The organism is Anabaena sp. WFMT (genome assembly GCF_051781005.1).
In the GTDB taxonomy this organism is placed as follows: Bacteria; Cyanobacteriota; Cyanobacteriia; order Cyanobacteriales; family Nostocaceae; genus Anabaena.
On the sequence record NZ_JBPWOA010000016.1, the window covers coordinates 266,274 to 286,086 of the forward strand.

At 37.3% G+C, this 19,813-nt stretch carries 16 protein-coding genes and 1 pseudogene; 6 read left to right on the forward strand and 11 right to left on the reverse strand.

What is annotated here, in order from left to right; all coding sequences use genetic code 11:
• The first annotated feature begins 153 nt into the window (after positions 1-153).
• The gene (locus ACSQ6I_RS08740) at positions 154-894 is read left to right on the forward strand and encodes a DUF429 domain-containing protein (protein WP_438889957.1); all 741 of its coding nucleotides are present in this window, start codon (positions 154-156) and stop codon (positions 892-894) included.
• Between the two features lie 120 nt (positions 895-1,014).
• Here the strand turns inward: ACSQ6I_RS08740 and ACSQ6I_RS08745 are convergent, their stop codons facing one another.
• From ACSQ6I_RS08745 to ACSQ6I_RS08765, 5 genes are all read right to left on the reverse strand, one after another.
• Entirely contained in the window at positions 1,015-2,337 is a 1,323-nt protein-coding gene (locus ACSQ6I_RS08745) for a hypothetical protein (protein WP_438889958.1), read from the reverse strand.
• 17 nt (positions 2,338-2,354) lie between these two features.
• Positions 2,355-3,260 (reverse strand): hypothetical protein, encoded by a 906-nt coding sequence (locus ACSQ6I_RS08750; RefSeq protein ID WP_438889959.1) that lies wholly within the window; start codon positions 3,258-3,260, stop codon positions 2,355-2,357.
• An 85-nt stretch (positions 3,261-3,345) separates the two neighbouring features.
• A complete protein-coding gene (locus ACSQ6I_RS08755) occupies positions 3,346-5,859 on the reverse strand; it encodes a dynamin family protein (protein ID WP_438889960.1) in 2,514 nt (837 codons plus the stop codon).
• A 678-nt stretch (positions 5,860-6,537) separates the two neighbouring features.
• Positions 6,538-9,102, reverse strand: coding sequence for an alpha-glucan family phosphorylase (gene glgP, locus ACSQ6I_RS08760; protein ID WP_438889961.1), 2,565 nt, complete (start codon positions 9,100-9,102; stop codon positions 6,538-6,540).
• A gap of 490 nt (positions 9,103-9,592) precedes the next feature.
• Positions 9,593-9,847: a TIGR03643 family protein gene (locus tag ACSQ6I_RS08765; protein ID WP_438889962.1), complete on the reverse strand. Its 255-nt coding sequence runs from the start codon at positions 9,845-9,847 to the stop codon at positions 9,593-9,595.
• A 260-nt stretch (positions 9,848-10,107) separates the two neighbouring features.
• Between ACSQ6I_RS08765 and ACSQ6I_RS08770 the strand changes: the two genes are divergently transcribed.
• From ACSQ6I_RS08770 to ACSQ6I_RS08790, 5 genes are all read left to right on the forward strand, one after another.
• On the forward strand, positions 10,108-10,431 hold the full coding sequence (locus tag ACSQ6I_RS08770) for a hypothetical protein (RefSeq protein WP_438889963.1): 324 nt from the start codon (positions 10,108-10,110) through the stop codon (positions 10,429-10,431).
• A gap of 565 nt (positions 10,432-10,996) precedes the next feature.
• Complete coding sequence (locus tag ACSQ6I_RS08775; protein WP_438889964.1) at positions 10,997-11,122, forward strand: hypothetical protein; 126 nt, start codon at positions 10,997-10,999, stop codon at positions 11,120-11,122.
• 666 nt (positions 11,123-11,788) lie between these two features.
• Positions 11,789-12,487 (forward strand): acyltransferase, encoded by a 699-nt coding sequence (locus ACSQ6I_RS08780; protein ID WP_438889965.1) that lies wholly within the window; start codon positions 11,789-11,791, stop codon positions 12,485-12,487.
• A 310-nt stretch (positions 12,488-12,797) separates the two neighbouring features.
• Positions 12,798-12,914, forward strand: a complete 117-nt coding sequence (locus tag ACSQ6I_RS08785) for a photosystem II reaction center protein I (protein WP_015209277.1) — start codon at positions 12,798-12,800, stop codon at positions 12,912-12,914.
• Between the two features lie 205 nt (positions 12,915-13,119).
• Complete coding sequence (locus ACSQ6I_RS08790) at positions 13,120-15,639, forward strand: DUF3769 domain-containing protein (protein ID WP_438889967.1); 2,520 nt, start codon at positions 13,120-13,122, stop codon at positions 15,637-15,639.
• Positions 15,640-15,733: 94 nt separating this feature from the next.
• Here the strand turns inward: ACSQ6I_RS08790 and ACSQ6I_RS08795 are convergent, their stop codons facing one another.
• The 6 genes and pseudogenes from ACSQ6I_RS08795 to ACSQ6I_RS08820 form a co-directional block, all read right to left on the reverse strand.
• Complete coding sequence (locus ACSQ6I_RS08795) at positions 15,734-16,135, reverse strand: helix-turn-helix domain-containing protein (RefSeq protein WP_438889968.1); 402 nt, start codon at positions 16,133-16,135, stop codon at positions 15,734-15,736.
• A gap of 139 nt (positions 16,136-16,274) precedes the next feature.
• Positions 16,275-16,553: a type II toxin-antitoxin system HigB family toxin gene (locus tag ACSQ6I_RS08800; protein ID WP_438889969.1), complete on the reverse strand. Its 279-nt coding sequence runs from the start codon at positions 16,551-16,553 to the stop codon at positions 16,275-16,277.
• A 330-nt stretch (positions 16,554-16,883) separates the two neighbouring features.
• Positions 16,884-18,473, reverse strand: coding sequence for a B12-binding domain-containing radical SAM protein (locus ACSQ6I_RS08805; RefSeq protein WP_438889970.1), 1,590 nt, complete (start codon positions 18,471-18,473; stop codon positions 16,884-16,886).
• Between the two features lie 159 nt (positions 18,474-18,632).
• Positions 18,633-18,938 (reverse strand): annotated as a pseudogene (locus tag ACSQ6I_RS08810) (SWIM zinc finger domain-containing protein); the annotation flags it as partial.
• A gap of 7 nt (positions 18,939-18,945) precedes the next feature.
• The gene (locus ACSQ6I_RS08815; protein ID WP_438889972.1) at positions 18,946-19,521 is read right to left on the reverse strand and encodes a hypothetical protein; all 576 of its coding nucleotides are present in this window, start codon (positions 19,519-19,521) and stop codon (positions 18,946-18,948) included.
• 62 nt (positions 19,522-19,583) lie between these two features.
• A partial coding sequence (locus ACSQ6I_RS08820) for a hypothetical protein (RefSeq protein ID WP_438889974.1) occupies positions 19,584-19,813 on the reverse strand: 230 nt, incomplete at its 5' end.

Below are 19,813 nucleotides of genomic sequence, written 5' to 3' on the forward strand. Positions count from 1 at the left end.
GGCATCATTTTTGTGAACTACACAGTAAATATTCTGAACCTATGACACCATACAAGAATCAGCGTCTAAAACGAAACGTCTAAAAGATAGATTTATTTCCTTTAGGCATTACTGGTAAATGCGATAATAAATGCATATTTAAGCTGAAAAATCATGAAATTTGTCGGCATTGATTTTGGCTGGAAATCCCAACCCAGTGGACTATGCTGCTTAGAATTAATAGATGAAAAACTCCAACTACTGGATTTAGATCGCCAAGAAGCGATTGCAGACATCCTCACTTGGATAGATAAAACTGTACAAGCAGATGAAGCTGCTATCATAGCCGTAGATGCACCCACCCTGATCCCCAATTCTACAGGGAGTCGTTTACCAGATAAACTGAGTCATAAATACTTTGGTAAATATCACGCTGGCTGTTATCCCGCTAACCAAAACTTACCATTTGCCGAACGGACAATCAACTTTGGTTTAGAATTAGAAGCACGCGGTTTTGCACACGCACCAAGCATCGAACCTCAAAAACCCAACAGATATCAAATCGAAGTTTTCCCCCACCCAGCCATAGTAAATCTATTTAAATTAGAACGCATCCTCAAATACAAAAAAGGACGAATTAGCGATCGCCGTTCAGAACTAATCAAACTATATAACTACATCCTCAATATTCTCCCTTCACTTTCTCCTCCTCTGCGTTCTCTGCGCCTCTGCGGTTCGTTTCCTTCCGAAATACCCTATACAGGTGCAGCACTCAAAGAAACAGAAGATAAACTAGATAGCCTAATTTGTGCTTATGTAGCTGCTTACTGGTGGTATTGGGGAGAAAAACGTAACCTAGTATTAGGAGATTTAACCACAGGTTATATAGTTGTACCGGAGAGAATTGGTAGCTGAATTTTTTAGATATTTAAAATATTAATAGTGTCAGTTGCTAGTTAGGGAATTTGTCTGAATCAGGATATCCAGGATTAAAGGATTTACAGGATGAAAAGAATTTTTATTTTTGTATGATAGTCATTTTAATTTCTTCTCATCAGGTAAAAGATACAAACCAGGTGGTGTATTTTCATCAGGCAAAATATCTTTACTACTTTTGACATTTTCACTTTCACATAAAACGGCAAAAGATTGTAAACTATCTAATCTGGCTAAAAGTTCGCTCAGGGTATCTAAATATTCAGCTATAGCTATTTGCCGATGTGTCCAGATTTTATCCCATTTTCCACTATAGGACATTTCAAATTCGACATCTATATTAGTTTTTTTCCGGCGGATATCTTCAGGTGATAATGTAGAATCTTGGGGACAAATTTGGGTGATTCTTTCTACTCGTTCCGGTGTAATATAGTCTTGAAAACGAGAATGTGTAAAACGATAAGTTGTAGATAAATAAGGGTTTTCATTTGTAATTAATTGAGTTGCCCAGTTTTGGGCTATTTGTTGAAATTTATCTAGTTCTATGGTTAATAATTCTCTCGCTTCTTGATGTTGTCCAATTTCTAATAATAAGTTAGCTTCTGTTGCTGTCGCTACTGCCCAACCTTGAATAGCAATATCTGTATTTAGCATTAATTCCGCGTCTAATGCTGGGTTAATTTGTAAGGCTTGATTTGATAAAAATAATCGTACTCTGTTAGCAACTTTTAAACATTCTCTTGGTGATTCGTTGGAGAATAGTTTTCTGTCGTTTAATTCGGCATTTAATGAGGCAATTTCTTTTATTATCATTGCTTGTTGAATATGAGAAATTGCTTTGGCTAAATTTTGTTGTTTTTGACGATTATATTCTACTAAAAGATATAAATAGGCAAGTTGTCCAGAAATTATATCTAAATTATTTTCAACTCTATTTAAACTTACTTCTACTCTGTTAAAACCTTGGGTTAATTTATTTTCAATTCTATTTAAGCCAGATTCTAATCGTTCAAATCCTGCTTCCATTGACTGTTGGATTTGACCTAATTTTTTTTGAATTTGATGTAATTTGTAACCCATGTAAGCAAAACCAGCAATACTTACTCCCAGGTTTAAAACACTTGCACCAGCAGCTATTTGAGTTAATCCCATCACTGATGATAAGGTTTTTTCTATTCCCATTAATTTATGATAGGTTAATCCATGACCTACGACATCTATTCCTCCTAAGATGGGGGAAAATCCAATATTAACTAATTTGTTAGTTAGTCCTGGAGTTTCTGCCAAATGGCGAACTATTTGACCTGCTTTTTCTGTACCAACAGCCCAGCGAATAACGCTACCATAGCGTTGCATTGAACCATTTAATAAACATTGGATAATTTCTGGACTATTTAATAAAAGAGTAGTATCAATTAACATTATATTATCTCCTAATTTTAACGATTATAAACTGCAAAATCTCCGTAGGCTTCCATTTGCAGTCTAGATGATATTTCAAAATTAACTGTTAAATCACCTAATTTACGAAAAGCATCATATCTATCAAGTTGATTAACATTAGGTTGAAAAGCTGGATCAATTCGTTTTAGTTCAATATAGACTAAACAAATATCATATTCTGATTGTTGTTCAGGATATATTTGATAACGGCTAATATTAGATTTTATTTGTTGATAATCTGCGTCTGAACCCGTCCATAAATATTTGGTTAGTTCATAAAGTTTTTCTCCATCAATAACGTCAATTTGTCTTTTTGCTGATAGTGAGTTGAGAAAATCTATTTGTGAGGCTGAAATTACTAAAACTAAAAATTGTCTAGTAATTCTTTGTACTGGAGAAGATGGAGGATTAGAAACAGATTCAGGTGGTCTTATTTCTGGTTTATTTGTTTCTTGTTGTGGTTCTTTTTTGTGGTTAATTATGTAAACCCAATAACCAACTGCTACAGTAACAAAGCCGATAAGTACAATGATTTTCATGTTGTCACTCCTTATAGACATCTGATATAAAAATGAATTAATATGATTATAGAAATCATTTTTCGTCTTAAAAATTGTTGGTAAATCACCCAATGGACTTGGTAATTTAAAAGTTTTTTCCTTCGTTGTACTTTCTGTTTTTAGATATTCAGTGAGTTCTATCACTGCATCTAATTGAGAATTTTTAAGAATAAAGTTAGTTATATTTTCATGTTCAGATATTTTCAATTTAATAGTCCAATATTGAACAGCATAATATAACTTTAGATTAAAAGGGATATTCTGTAACGGACGGTTATATCTTCTTTGTAGTTCGTAACTAACTTGATCAGAAACTTCTTCTAGTAGTTGAATAAAACTCATGATGTGTTAATCATCAAAATTGTATAAAGAAAAAGATTATTGAGAGTGAGAACAGGATACTCTCACTGATTCTATCAAATCATAATTAAGATTCACTAAAATCTTCTTCTAATTTTTGACAAAGTGCATTTGCTTTATCTTTTTGTAATTCAAAATTTTGCCAAAATAGTTTTTCCTGTTCAAAGTTTTCCTCAATAATCCTTAACTGCTGTTCTAAAGCACGTTCAGCTAAATTAGTAATATCATTAACTGACTCCTCAAAGATGCTACTAACATAATCTAACCTTTGAAGAATCCAATCTAGTAAAATATCCCATAAACTACCTTTTCCTTTCTCAATTCCACTTGACCATTGTTTAGCCATTAAATCTGGAGATGGTAAAAACAATTCCACATATTCAACATCCGCAGTAATATCACGAGTTACTGTTTCTGTGTAATTACGTGTGACTGGTCTGCTTTTAGTTCTACTTTTTGTGCTTTTATAACACGAACCACTTTGATAGTATTCTGTGTAATTTTCATATTCTGTTTTAGTGCGTGTTTCATATTCTGTTTTTTGTCCAACAACCTCTTTTTTCTTAGTTTGGTTTTGTTTAATGTTATCTTCTAAATCAAAAAATTTCTCTGGTAAGGTTGGTAAATTCTGAGATAATTTCTTACGTAAATCACTAATTGCCGCTTGTTCAAGATTAATTGAAGATGCAAAAGTTTCTTCTGATAAACAGATTTTCAATCTTTTAACTTGTTCCTCAACTAATGATTCTAAAGCCTGTTCAAAATCTTTAGCTTTTCCTTGGAGAAAAAACTCTGCTCTTTTTGATATAGCCTCTCTCATACAGTGATATAACAATCTAACATGACGTTCATCATGTTCAAGTTCTTTCTTACCATTGTTATCATCAGCCCTAACACTTTTGAACAAATATTCTAATTGTGTAGAAAATTTACTCAGTCTGCGACTAACATTATCATAGGTTTTAGCAATGTCATCCGCTAATGTAGGTGATGTCACTTCCTGAAGTTTATCTCTTAATTCAAAAGCTCCTAAATTCTTCTTTAAAGAGTCACGAACTGGAACAACTAAAACTTTAGTTAAGTCACCTTCTACTTCGCTGACAGCATCAAAAATCAAAGAAAACCCTTTACGTCCTTTTTTTTCAGCATCTTGTTTAATCTTAATTCGAGCTTGAGGATCATCTGTTTTTAATCCTCCTATTAATTGTTCAATTTCTGAACTAAACTCTTTACCTATTTTATTGATATTTGCCTGTAAATCTTGACGAATTTTAGCTATTTTATTCTTTTCTAATTCAACTTGTTCCTGATTATAAATTTTTCGAGTTTGAGTCAGAACATCTAATACTTGTGATAAAGCAGAATAGTTTTCAAATACTTCTACTAATGCTGGAAATATTACTAACTTATCAAATGATTCTTCTACTCTAACCTGAAAACGTCGCCATAGTTCCTTACCACCACTCCATTCTAAAGAATGAATAAGGATTTTTAACATAGTTTCATCATCAATTATTTCATTATCTTCTACCTGATCTTCAACATCACGAAACCAATTTTTTAAATCTCTGTTTTCTTTTACATTTAATTTAATTACTCCAGCACAATCTTGAAACATAGCTTTCAATAATTGTGATCTTGTCTTTTGCTCAACTGTTGATGGTTCATTTAAAGCACCAGCACCCCAAGCACATTGGGCATAATATAAAAGACGAGCATTAAATGGTAAAACATCTGGCAGTTCAGGAAGTGATAAAACTTCTTTAATTTCTGCTCTTAACTTATTAATTCTCACATCTAAAGGTAAATCATCCGCACCACGTTGATCAACTCGATTTAAAATAAAAATCATCGAGTCTGTACGACCTTGTAAATATTCAACAACCTTTTTTAATTCTTCTAATAATCGTTTTCTATGACTATTATCTATCTGCATATAGTCCAAAGCAACTAAACTAAAAGCCTTATTAACTTGCTGTTGAATAGTTGCCAAATTAGCCCGATCTTGCACTGATTTTAAACCAGGTAAATCAATTAATTCTACTCCTATTCCTGGAGGTAAACCTAATAAAAAAGGATCACAGGCTGGTAATAAAGGAACATAAGCAGTTATTTGGGGTGCAACATATTCGCGTTTTTGTCTTGCTTCATGATAGGAGTGCATAACTGAACGAATACGTTGATATAGATCATCATTAGTTAATCCTGTCCATTCTCCAGTTTCCCAAGCTGCATCTGTGGTTTTTTCAATAATTAATTTTGACTCTTGAGAATGTTTGAGTGTTAAAACTCCTCCACTCATTTCTCCTGCTTCTATGGGGGCAATTTTTCGCCCTATTAAAGCATTAACTATGGTTGATTTTCCAGAAGATGTTGTACCAATGGTAGCTATGCGAAAACTGGGATTTTCCAATCTTTCTACCGCTTCTTCAAAAGCATCTAAAAAACCGTCTAAAGCTGATTTAATTCCCGGATCTGCAAATACATCAGGAGAGGAATTAACTAAATTCGCAATTGAGTTACCTAATTCGTTTAATAGAGTGCGGGCGTTGTTTAATTTGGCATCAATATTCATTACCATTGAGTTTACCTTTTTATAATCTTGGTTAATTAGGTGTAATAAGAAGCAGATTTTTATAATGTTTTAAATCAAGGATGTAAATAGATTGAATGAAACATATAAGCAAGATTGAAAACACGGATACAAGTAATATCCTTGCAACACTAAATATCATAAGTGTGTTTAAGTGTGATTGTAAATACTTAATTGGTAAATTTTTTGATAAATTTGTTAGAAAAAATACATAAAGATTAAATTCTTTTAATAATCCAGGTAATAAATCCCCTATCTCAAAGCTAGAGTCGGTTTTAACCGACTAAAATCTAGTGTAATTGACTGTTTAACAATCACATCCTGTAAATCCTGAAATCCTGGACATCCTGATTCAGACAAAAGGAAAATAATAAATTATGCAAAGTATGTATTTGTGATATTGTCAAATTTGAGCTTTATTATGGTGCATATAATTGTCATTCTGAATGTAAAAAAGTGGAAAGAAGAATCTAGGGTTTCAGGCACATACTGAGATGCTTCACTCCGTTCAGCATGACATTAAAAGACCCTTTTAAAACATTCTCTTAAACCCTTTCATTTACTGTCATATCCTTCATTCCGTGAAATCCTTAAATCGGTTAAATCAGTGATAAAAAAAGCGTTGCCAATTTCCATCAGCAACGCCTAATTTTAAAGATTCAAAAACTATTCAGCCCAAGCAATTAACCTGGGTTCATAAGGACTAGAGAGGTATGGATTTTGTGGTAACACACGCAAAGATAAGCCTTGTAAACCAGAGGTGGTGTAGGTGATATCTACTGTGTAAATACTCAAACCTTGATTATCTTCTCCTTGATAATCCATCACCACTGGCACAGCGTTGACAATATCGCCGTTAGCATCAATGGAACCTTGGTATAATTCCACCCGCACGTCATCTTTTTTCAAAGTTGCTAAATCAACTTTGGCCTTAACAGCAACAGTTTGATTAACTTCAATATCCGATGCTGCGGATACATCAATATCTTTGATTCTGATGTTAAACCAGTGTTCACCTAGTTTTGCTTTCCAAGCTGCTAATTCTTTAGCTGGGGCGTAGTTATCAACGGTGAGGGTGTGATAGCGATCGCTTGCTGGGAAATAAGCTCGTTGTGCATACTCCCGCACCATGCGGGCTGTATTAAAGAAAGGACAATTCAAACGAATTGCATCTTTCATTTTAGCCACCCAAGGACGGGGTAAACCATCCTCATCACGATGGTCATAGAATAGAGGTACAACTTCCTTCTCTAATAACTCATAAAGAGCGTTGGCTTCTACCTCATCCTGATAATTAGGATCATCGTAATTTTCACCATGTCCAATAGCCCAACCAGTGCGGACATAATCAGCTTCATCCCACCAGCCATCTAATACGCTTAAATTTGGCAAGCCATTCATAGCTGCCTTCATACCGCTAGTACCAGAAGCTTCACGGGGACGACGGGGGGTATTTAACCAGATATCACAACCTGCAACCATCAAGCGGGCAATGTGAATATCGTAGTTAGGAACAAACACCACCTGTTTTTCTAAGTTTTGTTCGTGGATGAAGTGATTGATATCCCGAATCAGTTCTTTACCGGGGATATCTTTGGGGTGTGCTTTCCCAGCAATCACAAACTGCACTTTCCGGTGTTTATTACTCAACAAAATCCGCTTGATTCTGTCCAAATCACGCATCCATAAAGTAGCGCGTTTGTAGGTAGCAAAGCGACGGGCAAAGCCAATAGTGAGAACTTTAGGATCAAGTACTTCTTGGGCTTGGGCGATTTCTGAAGCTGAAGCACCGCGATCGCGTAAATGCTTCACTAAATGCTCCCGCACATAGAGAACCATGTCCAACCGGCAGCGTTCGTGATTGCGCCATAACTCCTCATCGGGAATAGAATCCATCCGTTCCCACAACTGATTATCTGGTGGTGCTGATGACCAATTTGGGCCAAGATAGCGATCGTACAACTCCTGAGTTGATTTAGCCACACAACTGCGAGCATGAACCCCATTGGTAATTGCCGCAATTGGTACTTCCTCCACAGGAACTTTTTTCCACAAACCTTGGAACATCTGCCGCGATACCACACCATGTAGCTGTGCCACACCATTAGAAAATGTTGCCATCTTCAGGGCTAACACCGCCATACTGAAAGGCCCAGATAAATCTCCAGTATTTTCCCTTCCCAGTCCTAAAAATTGCTCTTTAGGTAAATTGAAAATATCAGCGTAGTAACCCAGATAATACAAAACTTTGTCGGGCGCAAATAAATCAATGCCCGCTGGTACAGGAGTGTGGGTAGTAAAAATATTACTAGAAGACACTACCTGTTTAGCTTGATCATAACTTAAACCTTTTTCCTGAATCAGAACGCGAATCCGTTCTAAGGCAGAAAACGCCGCATGACCTTCATTCATGTGGTAAGCAGTGACTTCATAGCCCAACGCTTTCAACATTTGTACACCACCAATCCCCAGCATGATTTCCTGGTGGATACGCATATCTATATCACCACCATACAGCTGATCTGTAATGTCGTGGTCATAGGCCTTGTTAGGCTCAATGTTGGTGTCCAGCATATACAGTGGCACTGTTCCCACTTGTACACGCCACACCCTAGCGTATACCTTGCGTCCTGGATAATCTACCGCAATCCGTAGCTCTGAGCCATCAGGATTACGTTCCAAATGCAAAGGCATATTATAAAAATCATTGATGGGGTAGCGTTCTTGCTGCCAACCATCAGCATTAAGATACTGGGCAAAGTAACCTTGTTGGTAGAGTAAACCCACACCAACGAGAGGTAATCCCAAATCACTAGCAGACTTGAGGTGATCTCCAGCCAGAACACCCAAACCACCAGAATAGACGGGTAGACAATCTACTAGTCCAAACTCAGCCGAAAAATAAGCGTAGCATTCTTTTGGGTTCTGACCGCGCTGTTTGTGATACCAAGTCCGTTCCTGCAAATAATCTTCTAATTGACGCGCAGCGCGATCCATTTGCGCCAAAAAGCCTTCATCTTCTACGACTTCCAATAGTCGTGCTTGGCTAATAGTACCCAGCATCAACACTGGGTTATGCCGACTTGATTCCCACAAGTCAGTATCTAAGCGACGAAATAAGTCTTTACTCTCAACATTCCAATCAAAGTGCAGATTGTATGCCAGTTTCCGCAAGGGTTCTAGTCGCTGCGGTAATGAAGGTGAAACGTTAAATGTGCGAATTGGCTGCATAATGTAGCAAAATTTTAAATTTCAGATATGGTTATTGTTGACTGTCTTTACGCAATGTTGCCAATTCTTTATACTATGTTTGTGGATTTTTGATGACTTTGTTAAGTATTGAGAATAATTCTCTCATACTTGGCTAGACTCTACAGTAAAACAAGTTTGCGGTCTATCGACTTATTTTGTATGTTACCTAAGATTAGTAAAATTTAATTATTTACTAATACTTGTATACAAAATGTCTTTCCACAAACTTATATCTACCATTGAATCTATCAATAATTTAGTCTAACGGTTTTATTTACCGTATATATTAACTAATTGCAGAAATTTTAATTATTTCTTAATGAGTAAGTTGATTCCCCCAGTCATGTTAGTGAGGACATCCCCCTCAGGAATAATAGTCTTATTCAACACATCTCAAGCTGATTCTAGAAAAATCTCTCTGGTAGCATACCTGGCTAACAATTCTTCAACATCCATTACACATTGATATTTATGTTTTTTGATTCTGAGACTTAAACCTACCTGCAATAAACTCTCGTTGATATAGATGCTTCGTCTGACGATTGCTAACTCTCTCTCTCCACATACGGAAACTAGATTGCTTCATTTCCCGTTTCATTAAAGCAATTACCTGTTTTTCAAGAAGACCAAACTGAGCGTCAATAGCATCAAAAGTTGTTCTATCTTCCCATGCCATTTCTATGATGCGATCTATAGTTTCAGAATCTAAGTTAGGTAGCTTCATTGCTTTATTTAAATGATTATTTAATATTTTTTGAAATAAACATAATTACAATTATCTTCAATAATATCATAGATTTGAGCTTGAGAAACAGGGTTTTCAAGAAAGAGTGGTAAAAATCTGGTTACTGTTTTTGACTTTCTATCATTTCATCTTCCTGGAGTATAGGAGATTTTAATTACGAATTAAGTTTCATCCGGATAAATCAAAACATAACTGAAGAGAAAATTATATTGCTATCTTCAATCTTAATGTCAAAACTCATGGAAATGCCGCAACGTATATCAATTCGTTACAAAGATTCTGCATACAACATTCATGAAATCCGCTTAAAAACCTTTCGACTTGGATTCCAACTCTGGGAAGAACAAACTAAACCTAGAAAAACCGAGCTTTACGAATTTATATTGTGTTGCTTAAAACAGGTTGACCGCCAAGATCGATTTATGTTTTCTTTGCTGTTTATAGAATTAGCAGATATGATCCGTAATTCTGCAATTGAGAGAGGAATGAAAGAGATTATTATTAAAACAGCTTTTAGTGAGTTTGCTTCTGCATTAACAGACTTTGAAGGTACTGCCAAATAACTCTTTATTAGAGACCATAGCATTTTTTATCAGGTTGCACTCAACTGTAAGTATCAAACTAGTATGTCAGACAATTTTGGATTTGAGACTTATTCGTGACACTTCCCTATGGAACGCTACGTATTCGCATAGCATCTCGAAGAGAACAGCAAGCTCAGTGGAGCCGTTGCACGATTTTGAATTGACTCCACAGATAAATCTGGGAGCTTTTACCATCAAGGGATCATTTGTCAAAAAAAATACTTTATAATTAGATATTTTAGTACAAAACTATGATTAATAATTAAATTAAACCCATAAAATATATGATAGATCGAATACTTTTCTAGATTGATTATTAGAGTTTTTAACCAAATTGCCAAGAAATATATGACAGATTATGGCTGTAATAAAATATGCCATATCCCAATTGTTACAGATACCAATCATAGAGAATTAACGGATTTTTGATTGACAATAGTCCATTAAAAATAAAGTATGCTATCGTTATTGTTAATTGTTATTCAAAGTCGATAATGTCCTTAAAAGCGTGATTTCTTTAGCCCTTACATTTGTGTGCAACATAATGAAAGCAGCATACTTGATAAATTCGTTGCCAGACAAACGTCATAGTAGTCGAGGAAGCGCTTACTTGTTTGCACCGATGATAAACTTTAACGTGATGGCAGAAGTTGGTGATAATCCACCTTAAATTACTTATACTTAAAAAATAATAGAAATTTACCACAGATTACATTATCTGCTAGATCAAAAGGTGATTGTAGTGATAAAAACCTTGATAAGTAGATGTGGTTTTGTTGAAATGTAGCTTGTTCATCTTCAGTTATAAGAGGATGTTTTAAAAGTATTTTTGGTAACATCAAATCCCCAACTCCTTCCCTAACAGAGAAGGGGATTAAGAATCAAAGCCTCTATCCTTGTGGGGGAGATGTACCCTGCGGGAAAACACTCTACCGTCTATGGAGAGGGTTTTCTATTAAGGAGCATCCCAAATGTGTAAGTTTAGTGTCATGCTGAACGGAGCGCACCGCATGGCTAACGCCACACTTCGTGAACAGAATGACAATTTTCGATGTTTTTGCTTTCCTTAGGATGCTCCCTTTCTAGTATACCTTGCGACTTTTCAAACATCCTCTAAGAGAAGTATGAAAACCGTCTTATAAAAATTGGTTTAGAAGACGCATAACCTTATCTATGGTTGCATAACAAGCTTGGCAATTTTTGCTGCTCAACAAAATAAAAATTGAACTAAAGCTGTAAGTTAATTAGCCATTACCAGACAGATCACAAAAGCAAAAATACAAGTTTGAGCAAATTTCAAGCTTGTGAAAAAATTTATTGGAGAGATTTTGTAACCATGATTAACCAGAATATTTCTGCTAGATTACAGCGATTTCAAGAACTTTTAATAACTACTTTGTTAGGAGATATTCCCACAATTAGTCTAGGACCACGCCTCCGAAGGTTAGTATATCGCCATATTTTTGGGGCTATGGGTGACAACGTGTATATTCAGCATGGTGTGGAGTTTATCAGTACTTCTGCCATTGAACTTAGTGAGGGGGTACACATATTTAAAAATGTCCGTTTAGATGCTCAAGGACACCAAAATAATAGAATTCATCTAGGAAATCGAGTAGCAATTGAGCGCAACGTGGATATAGGCTGCATGGAAGACACTTACATACATATTGATGATGAAACTTTCATTGCGCCTAATGTTTGTATTGCTGGGCCAGGAGATATCAAAATTGGCAAGCACTGTATGATAGCATCTCACTCTGGCATATATGCCAACAATCATAATTTTGCTGATCCTTTGTTACCCATGAGACAGCAAGGCGTTACTCGTCAAGGAATTGTCATTGAAGATGACTGTTGGCTAGGACATGGAGTAACTGTATTAGATGGTGTAACTATTGGTAAGGGTAGTGTTATTGGTGCAGGTGCAGTAGTGAATAAAGATATTCCTCCCTATTCCGTTGCTGTGGGTATACCAGCACGAGTTATCAAAAGTCGAATTGCCAAGGAATTAGTAAAATCTTCTGAGTATTGACCAATGATTCCTTGATGGTACAAGCTCCTGGATTTATCCGTGGGGTCGATCTAAAATCCAAAATTGTCTGACAGAAAACAGGGGTGAATAAGGTGTCAAAATATTTAGTTGGGAAACCTTTAGAATCAAGCAACGTCAATATCTGTTAGATTAGTTATCTCAAACAATTACCGAATAACCTCAATCTAAAATTAGCCCGGTCAAGAGATACCTCCAAAAAGGAACCAGATATGGGTAAGATAGAGGAGCTATCTTTTCTGCCTAGCAGATTGCTGAGAACTTTTTTGTCATACCCCTGGGAGATATTTCTATGGTGACTTTAAAAATCGCTGTTTATATTGTTGTTGCCTTCTTCGTCGGAATTTTTGTGTTTGGGTTTTTGTCGAATGATCCTGCTCGTAACCCCGGTCGTCGGGATTCAGAGTAAAAACGCAATAAATTATCCGCAACTGCTGGAAGGTGGAAGACACTAAACGCCCGAAACCTGGCGAAAAGTCTGGAAAAATGATACTGTGTCATCCTCTTGGCGGCTTACTGCAAGTCAGCAGAAGGCGAAAGTCGGAAGGCATCATGTGTACTGAATCCTTCCGGCTTAAATATCTGCCTTTTTGTTAGCTTGATTGTCCTGAGATATGCTTCATCCAGTTTTGCCACCTGATTCACCCCCCATTATCGAATACTTACGGACGGACAATTCTGTCTCTTCAGCTTTAGTTGTAGAGGCCAAGACTGATGTGCAGCAACTGGCAACTTCAGGAAACATCGAGATTTCTCATGATCTGCCAACTCCTAAACGGGCAAATCAAGATAACTTAGTAGTTGCTAATGAGTTATCTCCATCCCCTCAGCCAGAAATTTTACCTCCTGAACTTTCCCCTGGTGATGCTTCTGGGAAGGCTTCAGATTTAGGAACATCCTTGGGAGTTGATGATCCCAAGATCGAAAGTTCTGATCGTGACAACAAATCAGCCGCTACATCTCCACAATTTGCTGATGAAGTTGGTAACAAAAATAGTTTATGGTTGTCTGATTCACCAGTTGTGATCAAAAAATTAGTCCTACCACAACAGCCAAATGCTGTTACTTTACAAGAATCAGAAGGTAAGATTAATCTTTTTGGAACATCTACGGCACAGAATATACCGAGTTCTCTTCCAGTCCAAAATATTATTGAGTTCAAACCACGTAATCCCAATAACCAACCTTCAACTTCTACTACGGTAGAATTTCCACCTCCTCCAGAACCTGTTTCACCACCAGATCAACCTTCTGGGAATACTCCACAAGTGAGAAAAAGAGTGGTGGAGGTGATTGCCGACCGTCAAGAATATGATGAGCAAAAGCGAATTGTTACGGCTGAAGGAAATGTGGTGGTGAGATTTGATGGGGCGGTTGTAGATGCCGATCGCTTGCAGGTTAATTTGGATAATTTAATTGCGGTAGGGGAAGGTAATGTTGCCTTAACTAGGGGTAATCAGGTATTGCGGGGACAACGCTTTACTTATAACTTTATCCAAGACAGTGGGGATTTGGAAAATGGTAGGGGAGAAATTTATGTCCCTACAACTCAAACAGATTTTGCTTTTTCGCCCTCTGCTACTACAGATATTACAGCCGGTGGTGTACCCGCTCGCCCATTGAGCGATCGCATTCGTGCTAATCAGCCAGTTTCTGGGATCAGTAGTCCTGGCGGCGTTGATGTTACTGTTGGTGGTCAAGCAGATGCCAGAAATATTCCCCCTCCAAAAACAGGTGGTGTTGTTAAGCGGTTGCGATTTGAAGCCCAACGCATTGATTTCTATCCACGTGGTTGGCAAGCTGAGGATGTGCGGATTACTAATGATCCTTTTTCACCACCAGAATTAGAATTACGAGCTTCTAAGGTGACGTTGACGCGAGAAGCACCTTTGGTAGACCGTGTGACTACTCAGAATCAACGTTTAGTATTTGACCAAAAAGTGACATTGCCTATCCCCATTGATAACCAAACAATTGACCGTCGGGAAAGGGATGTGAATCCATTTATCGTCTCTCCCGGCTTTGATGGTGGTAAACGGGGTGGTTTGTTTGTTGAGCGCAATTTTTCAGCTATCAATAATGATCAGACACGTTGGAGTATTACACCACAGTTTTTTGTCCAAAAGACTTTTGAGGACAGTAGTAATATTGCCGATTTATTTGGTGTAAAAACTAAGCTGAATAGTGTTTTAAGTCCCAGAACTATAGTTGAAGGCAAAGGAGAATTAACCAGTCTTGATCTCAATAAGGTAGAAGATAATTTACGGGGTAGTTTGCGGTTACGTCAGACATTAGGCGATGTCAATCCACATACATTGAATCTAGAATCTAGCTACCGCGATCGCCTTTACAATGGTACTCTCGGTTTCCAAACCGTGCAGAGTAGCTTGGGTGGAGTGATTATTTCCCCGAATATTCCTTTAGGAAAAAGTGGGGTTAACCTTAGTTATCAAGGAGGCGCTCAGTATATTAATGCTAACACTGACCGCCAAGACTTACTAGAACCACAACGCAAAAATGACCGCATTTCTCTAGGTCGTTTACAAGGTAGCGCGTCTCTCAATAAGGGTTTCTTACTGTGGCAAGGAAAACCATTACCAGCGACTCCCACAGAGGGATTAAAATACACAGCCAATCCTGTTGTCCCTTACTTGCAAGCGATCGCAGGTCTAACAGGCACTACAAGTTATTACACCAGCGGTGATAATCAAAGCACCTTAATTGGAACAATCGGTTTAGTCGGGCAAATTGGTCATTTTTCTCGTCCATTTTTAGACTACACTGCTTTTAATGTTAGTTATTCCCAAGGTTTCAACAGCGGCTTATCACCATTTTTGTTTGATCGTTCAGTTGATAACAGAGTCTTGAGTGCGGGCATTTCCCAGCAAATATACGGGCCATTTCGGTTAGGTTTACAAACCTCAGTTAACCTAGATACAGGTGAAGCGAGTAGTACAGATTACATTATTGAATATAGCCGCCGCACCTATGGTATTACATTGCGTTACAATTCGGTGTTGGAGTTAGGTGGCTTTAGCATTCGCATTAGTGACTTTAACTGGACAGGTGGTACTGATCCATTTTCTGGAGGAGACGTTAAGCCAGTTGTGGGTGGTGTAAGTCAGGATAATTAAAGTAATTCGTAATTCGTAATTCGTAATTCGTAATTCGTAATTCGTAATTACAGAAAGTGAATTGAGATATCTTTAGTTTCAGGATTTTTTTAGCCTATAAAAACAGCGCAGGTGAGACGTGAAAAAACTCACCCAGTGCTTTGGCTTGATTTTTGCTTATACTTCTTTTACCGTTTATTACTTCAGAAGTAATACCTTTTGAGCCAAAAACCTCCACTATATCCTTTTGTTTGAGTTGTCTTGCTGACATTAACTCATGTAATATATCTAGGGGAGTTGCAGCTTTGAGTTGATAGTGTTTATCTTCATACTGCTCAATTAGCGTTACTAGCAGTTGTAAAACTTCAACTTGCTCTGGTGTCAGGTTTTCACCCAAAGCTATGAGTTTACTTACCTCATTTAGTAGGCGCTCGTTCTCTTCTTCTGTGTTAATGACTCGTGGCACAGTTTCAGAAAGCAATCGAGTGTATTCTACTTTATTCAGTGTGTTAATCATGTCAAAAATCCCTCTAGGGATAAAATTTTATTTTGTGTAGGGTACATTGTACTGTTATGTACCCTACTAAACTTGATCAAAAAACCTGTCTACGGTGGAATTTTGAGGGAGTTAAGAACCATACCTAGCGTCATTTATTCTATGTTCCTTTGCTATACTCTGCGTGTGTTTCGATTAATCTGATAAAAATAGTTTGACTGTTATAGTTAATTTCTGTGGTTAATCGATAATCATTGTGTTTAATATCAAATATCGTGTAGCCATTTGCGAAATCAGCGTCAGGACGTACCTTTTTTACATCCATAATATTTTGCCAACTTTGCGACTTTGCAATCCTATACCACGCATCAAGAGGAGCCTCAGCATCAGCATGAATCTTACTAAACTCAGCTAATGCTTTACGGCTGATGATATGCATCGTTTATAATGCTCCTTGTTTTGGAATAAATGTGCTGTACCACTAGCCTGTATTGCTTTACATCACCCATGCAGTAGCCTTTGCTTAACAGTTTCTTCTATGTTCTCATAAAGAGAACCAAATGTCAAGCTTCTGTACAAGAATTTTTGGAACTGCATTTCAAATTAGGTGAACTGTTTAAATTAGCAGCACTTTTTTATGCATATTCCCAGTTACGTCATCCTGTTAATATTTAATCATGCAGGCTTAGGGGAGGCCGAACAGCCTACCCCCAAACATAAGATACTTATGTTCTACGGAATATTTAGGTGATTTTTTATTTGAAAGTCCCTAAACTAAAACTTCTGCTTTTTCCTCTTCCAGTTTTACCTCAGCTTCTGCTTTCAGAAATTCAGCTACTTGAGCCTCAATTTCATCGCGCACAATCTGACGATATTCCAGGAAATGCTCAATTTGAGCGCAAACGGCTAAATAACTACTGATACCACCTGGATTATGCTTGTACATACTCCATAGATTGCGCCAGAATTGCCAACGGGTATTACGTAAAGCACCTTGTCGCCAGCAAATAGTCAACAGCGCCCGTAATACTTTCCAATTCAATGGTTTTTTAGCACCTTTGCCCTTTTTCGGATAGGTTGCTTCACCTAAAATGCGGAAGTGTCGGTAAGCACGATCTAAAAACCGAGATGGTTCGTATAGTTCCCAAAACGCTTCTACATATTCGCTGGCGATTTCTGGTAAAGGCCGGGTAGGGACAAAATTCATCAATGTGGTTTGATTGATATTTGCCGATTTACTACGGAGTCGGTTTTCCTTTGCTAATCTATGCCACAATGCTGTATCAGGAAGGGCTTGGAGCATACTAAATAAAGCGGTGGGGATTGATGTCTGTTCCACAAATTTAACGATTCTGCCCCCAGCACCTGTTTTTTCGCCATCAAATCCAATGATAAAACCTGCCATGACTCGCAACCCAGAGCGTGTAATTTTATGTACCGCTTCACTGAGTGAATCTCGCGTATTTTGGAATTTTTGAGTAAAAGCGAGGCTTTCTTCGTCGGGGGTTTCAATACCCAAGAATACAGAACCGAAATTACACCTTACCATTGCATCCATCAATTCTTGATCTTGGGCTAAATCAACGGAAGCCTCTGTCGCAAAGGAGAAAGGATAGTGATGTGCAACCATCCAAGGTTCTAATTCTTTCAAGAATAATTTGACGTTACGCTTATTGCCGATGAAGTTATCATCTACCATAAAAATACTGCGTCGCCAACCTAATTCGTAGAGATAATCAAGTTCTGCGAGGAGTTGGGCTGGTGTTTTGGTGCGGGGTTTGCGACCATAGAGAACGATAATATCGCAGAATTCACACTGGAAGGGACAGCCACGGGAAAACTGCACCGACATTTCCGCGTAAGCATCAAACTCCAGCAAGTCAAAGCGAGGAATGGGAGTGGTGCTGACATCGGGTTTTTCTCCACCAGAACGAAACATCCCTGAAGATTCACCGCGTGCGATCGCATCTACAAATAATGGTAAGGTAATTTCTCCCTCATCCAAAATCAAATAATCTGCACCCACATCTGTGACTTCATTGGGTAACGCCGTCGGATAAGGGCCACCCACAGCCACACGCTTACCGCGACGCTTCGCTTCCTGAATCTGTGCGAGTAAATCCTCTTTTTGGACAATCATCGCCGACAAAATCACCAAATCAGCCCAAGCCCATTCTGCTTCCGTAATTTGGCGAATATTGCGGTCTACCAGCTTAAAATTCCATTCTTGGGGTAAAATTGCTGCTACTGTCACCAAGCCCAAAGGTGGTAACATCGCCTTACGGTCTAGCAGAGCCAGTGTTTTTTCAAACGACCAAAAACTTTTGGGAAACAGAGGATATATAAGTAAAACATTCATTATCTTAATTGCAAACCCTGAATTTTGCTTGTAGGTTTATTTCAAACAAAGACTGAAAATAGGGCAATATTGTTCGCACTTGTATAACAAAGCAGTGAAAATTTGTTTATCTGAATTATAGGATAATTACTGGTGTCTTTGTTGTTAAACTGCATCATTTTACCCCATAACTTTTTGCCTCAACAATTCCATCAATTTACGCTTACGACCGTGGATTTCCATCAAATGGTGATAATATTTTTTCCATTCAGCTTGCTGATTCGATGCCAAATAGGCAGCACGAGCTTTTTTCAACCACTCAACTGCATAACGATAATATTCTGATTTTCCTGCATCCATAATTTTTTCAGCACGACGAGAATTTTCAATTACCCATTCAGGATTGACAGAAATTGCTGCATCCATTACCTGATAAATTAATTCAGCATCGTAGGAGTGAAGTTCGCTGACACAAGAAATTGCATCAGATTATTTAATGTAATTCATAGAAAGATTCTTTGTCTAAATGCTTTACATATTTTTCGACGAGTTTCTGGAGAGTATCTGGAGATCCTATTTCTATCCAATCATCAATTGAGCCTAAAAAACAAAATCTTTCAGTTTGAAATATTCGCTCCTTTTCATCACAAAGAACAAATCGCAGCATTGATGAATAAGATATGGATTGAGCAATATTACTCTGTACATCTGTAGCTTTGGCTAATGGAAAAGACGAGTATAGTTCTGATAGACGAGTTACATTTTGATCGGGAGTATAAACATAAATTGTGTTTTTCTTTACGTTTATTTGATAGTACTGCAAACAGGAGAATTTCTTCATCCCTGACTCTACAGTGGCGACTTCATCATCGGTAATAAGTTTGGGTTGGATTTTTTGTAAGAAAACCTGAGCGTTAGGATTTTCATATATTTCAAAGCCATCTGGTATGCTTGTAACCAGACTCCCTTCATTTTTCATAGAAAAGAAATATTTTGGTTTCCCTGTTTTAGTTGTACCTTGATGGAGATAATATTTCTTACCTTTTCTATTAATATGTTCTACAGCCATTTAATTCCACCTCTAGCTATGTTTTGTTTATTAAAATATCCTCAAAATTCCAAAATTTAAATTTATGCACGTCTGGCTAAAAATGTAGAGCTATCTCCTCGATGAATTTTTATATTTCCTTCTAGTGTATTTTTATCTTTTATTTTCAACCAACCACTACCAGAAGCTGGATCACATTCGTCGCTTCCTTCCCAAGTAAATTCTAATTTTTCGACAGAACCATCTTTGATATTAGTACCATCAATATCTCCTACAACTAAACCAAATTGAAAATCTCCACATCCTTTTTCAT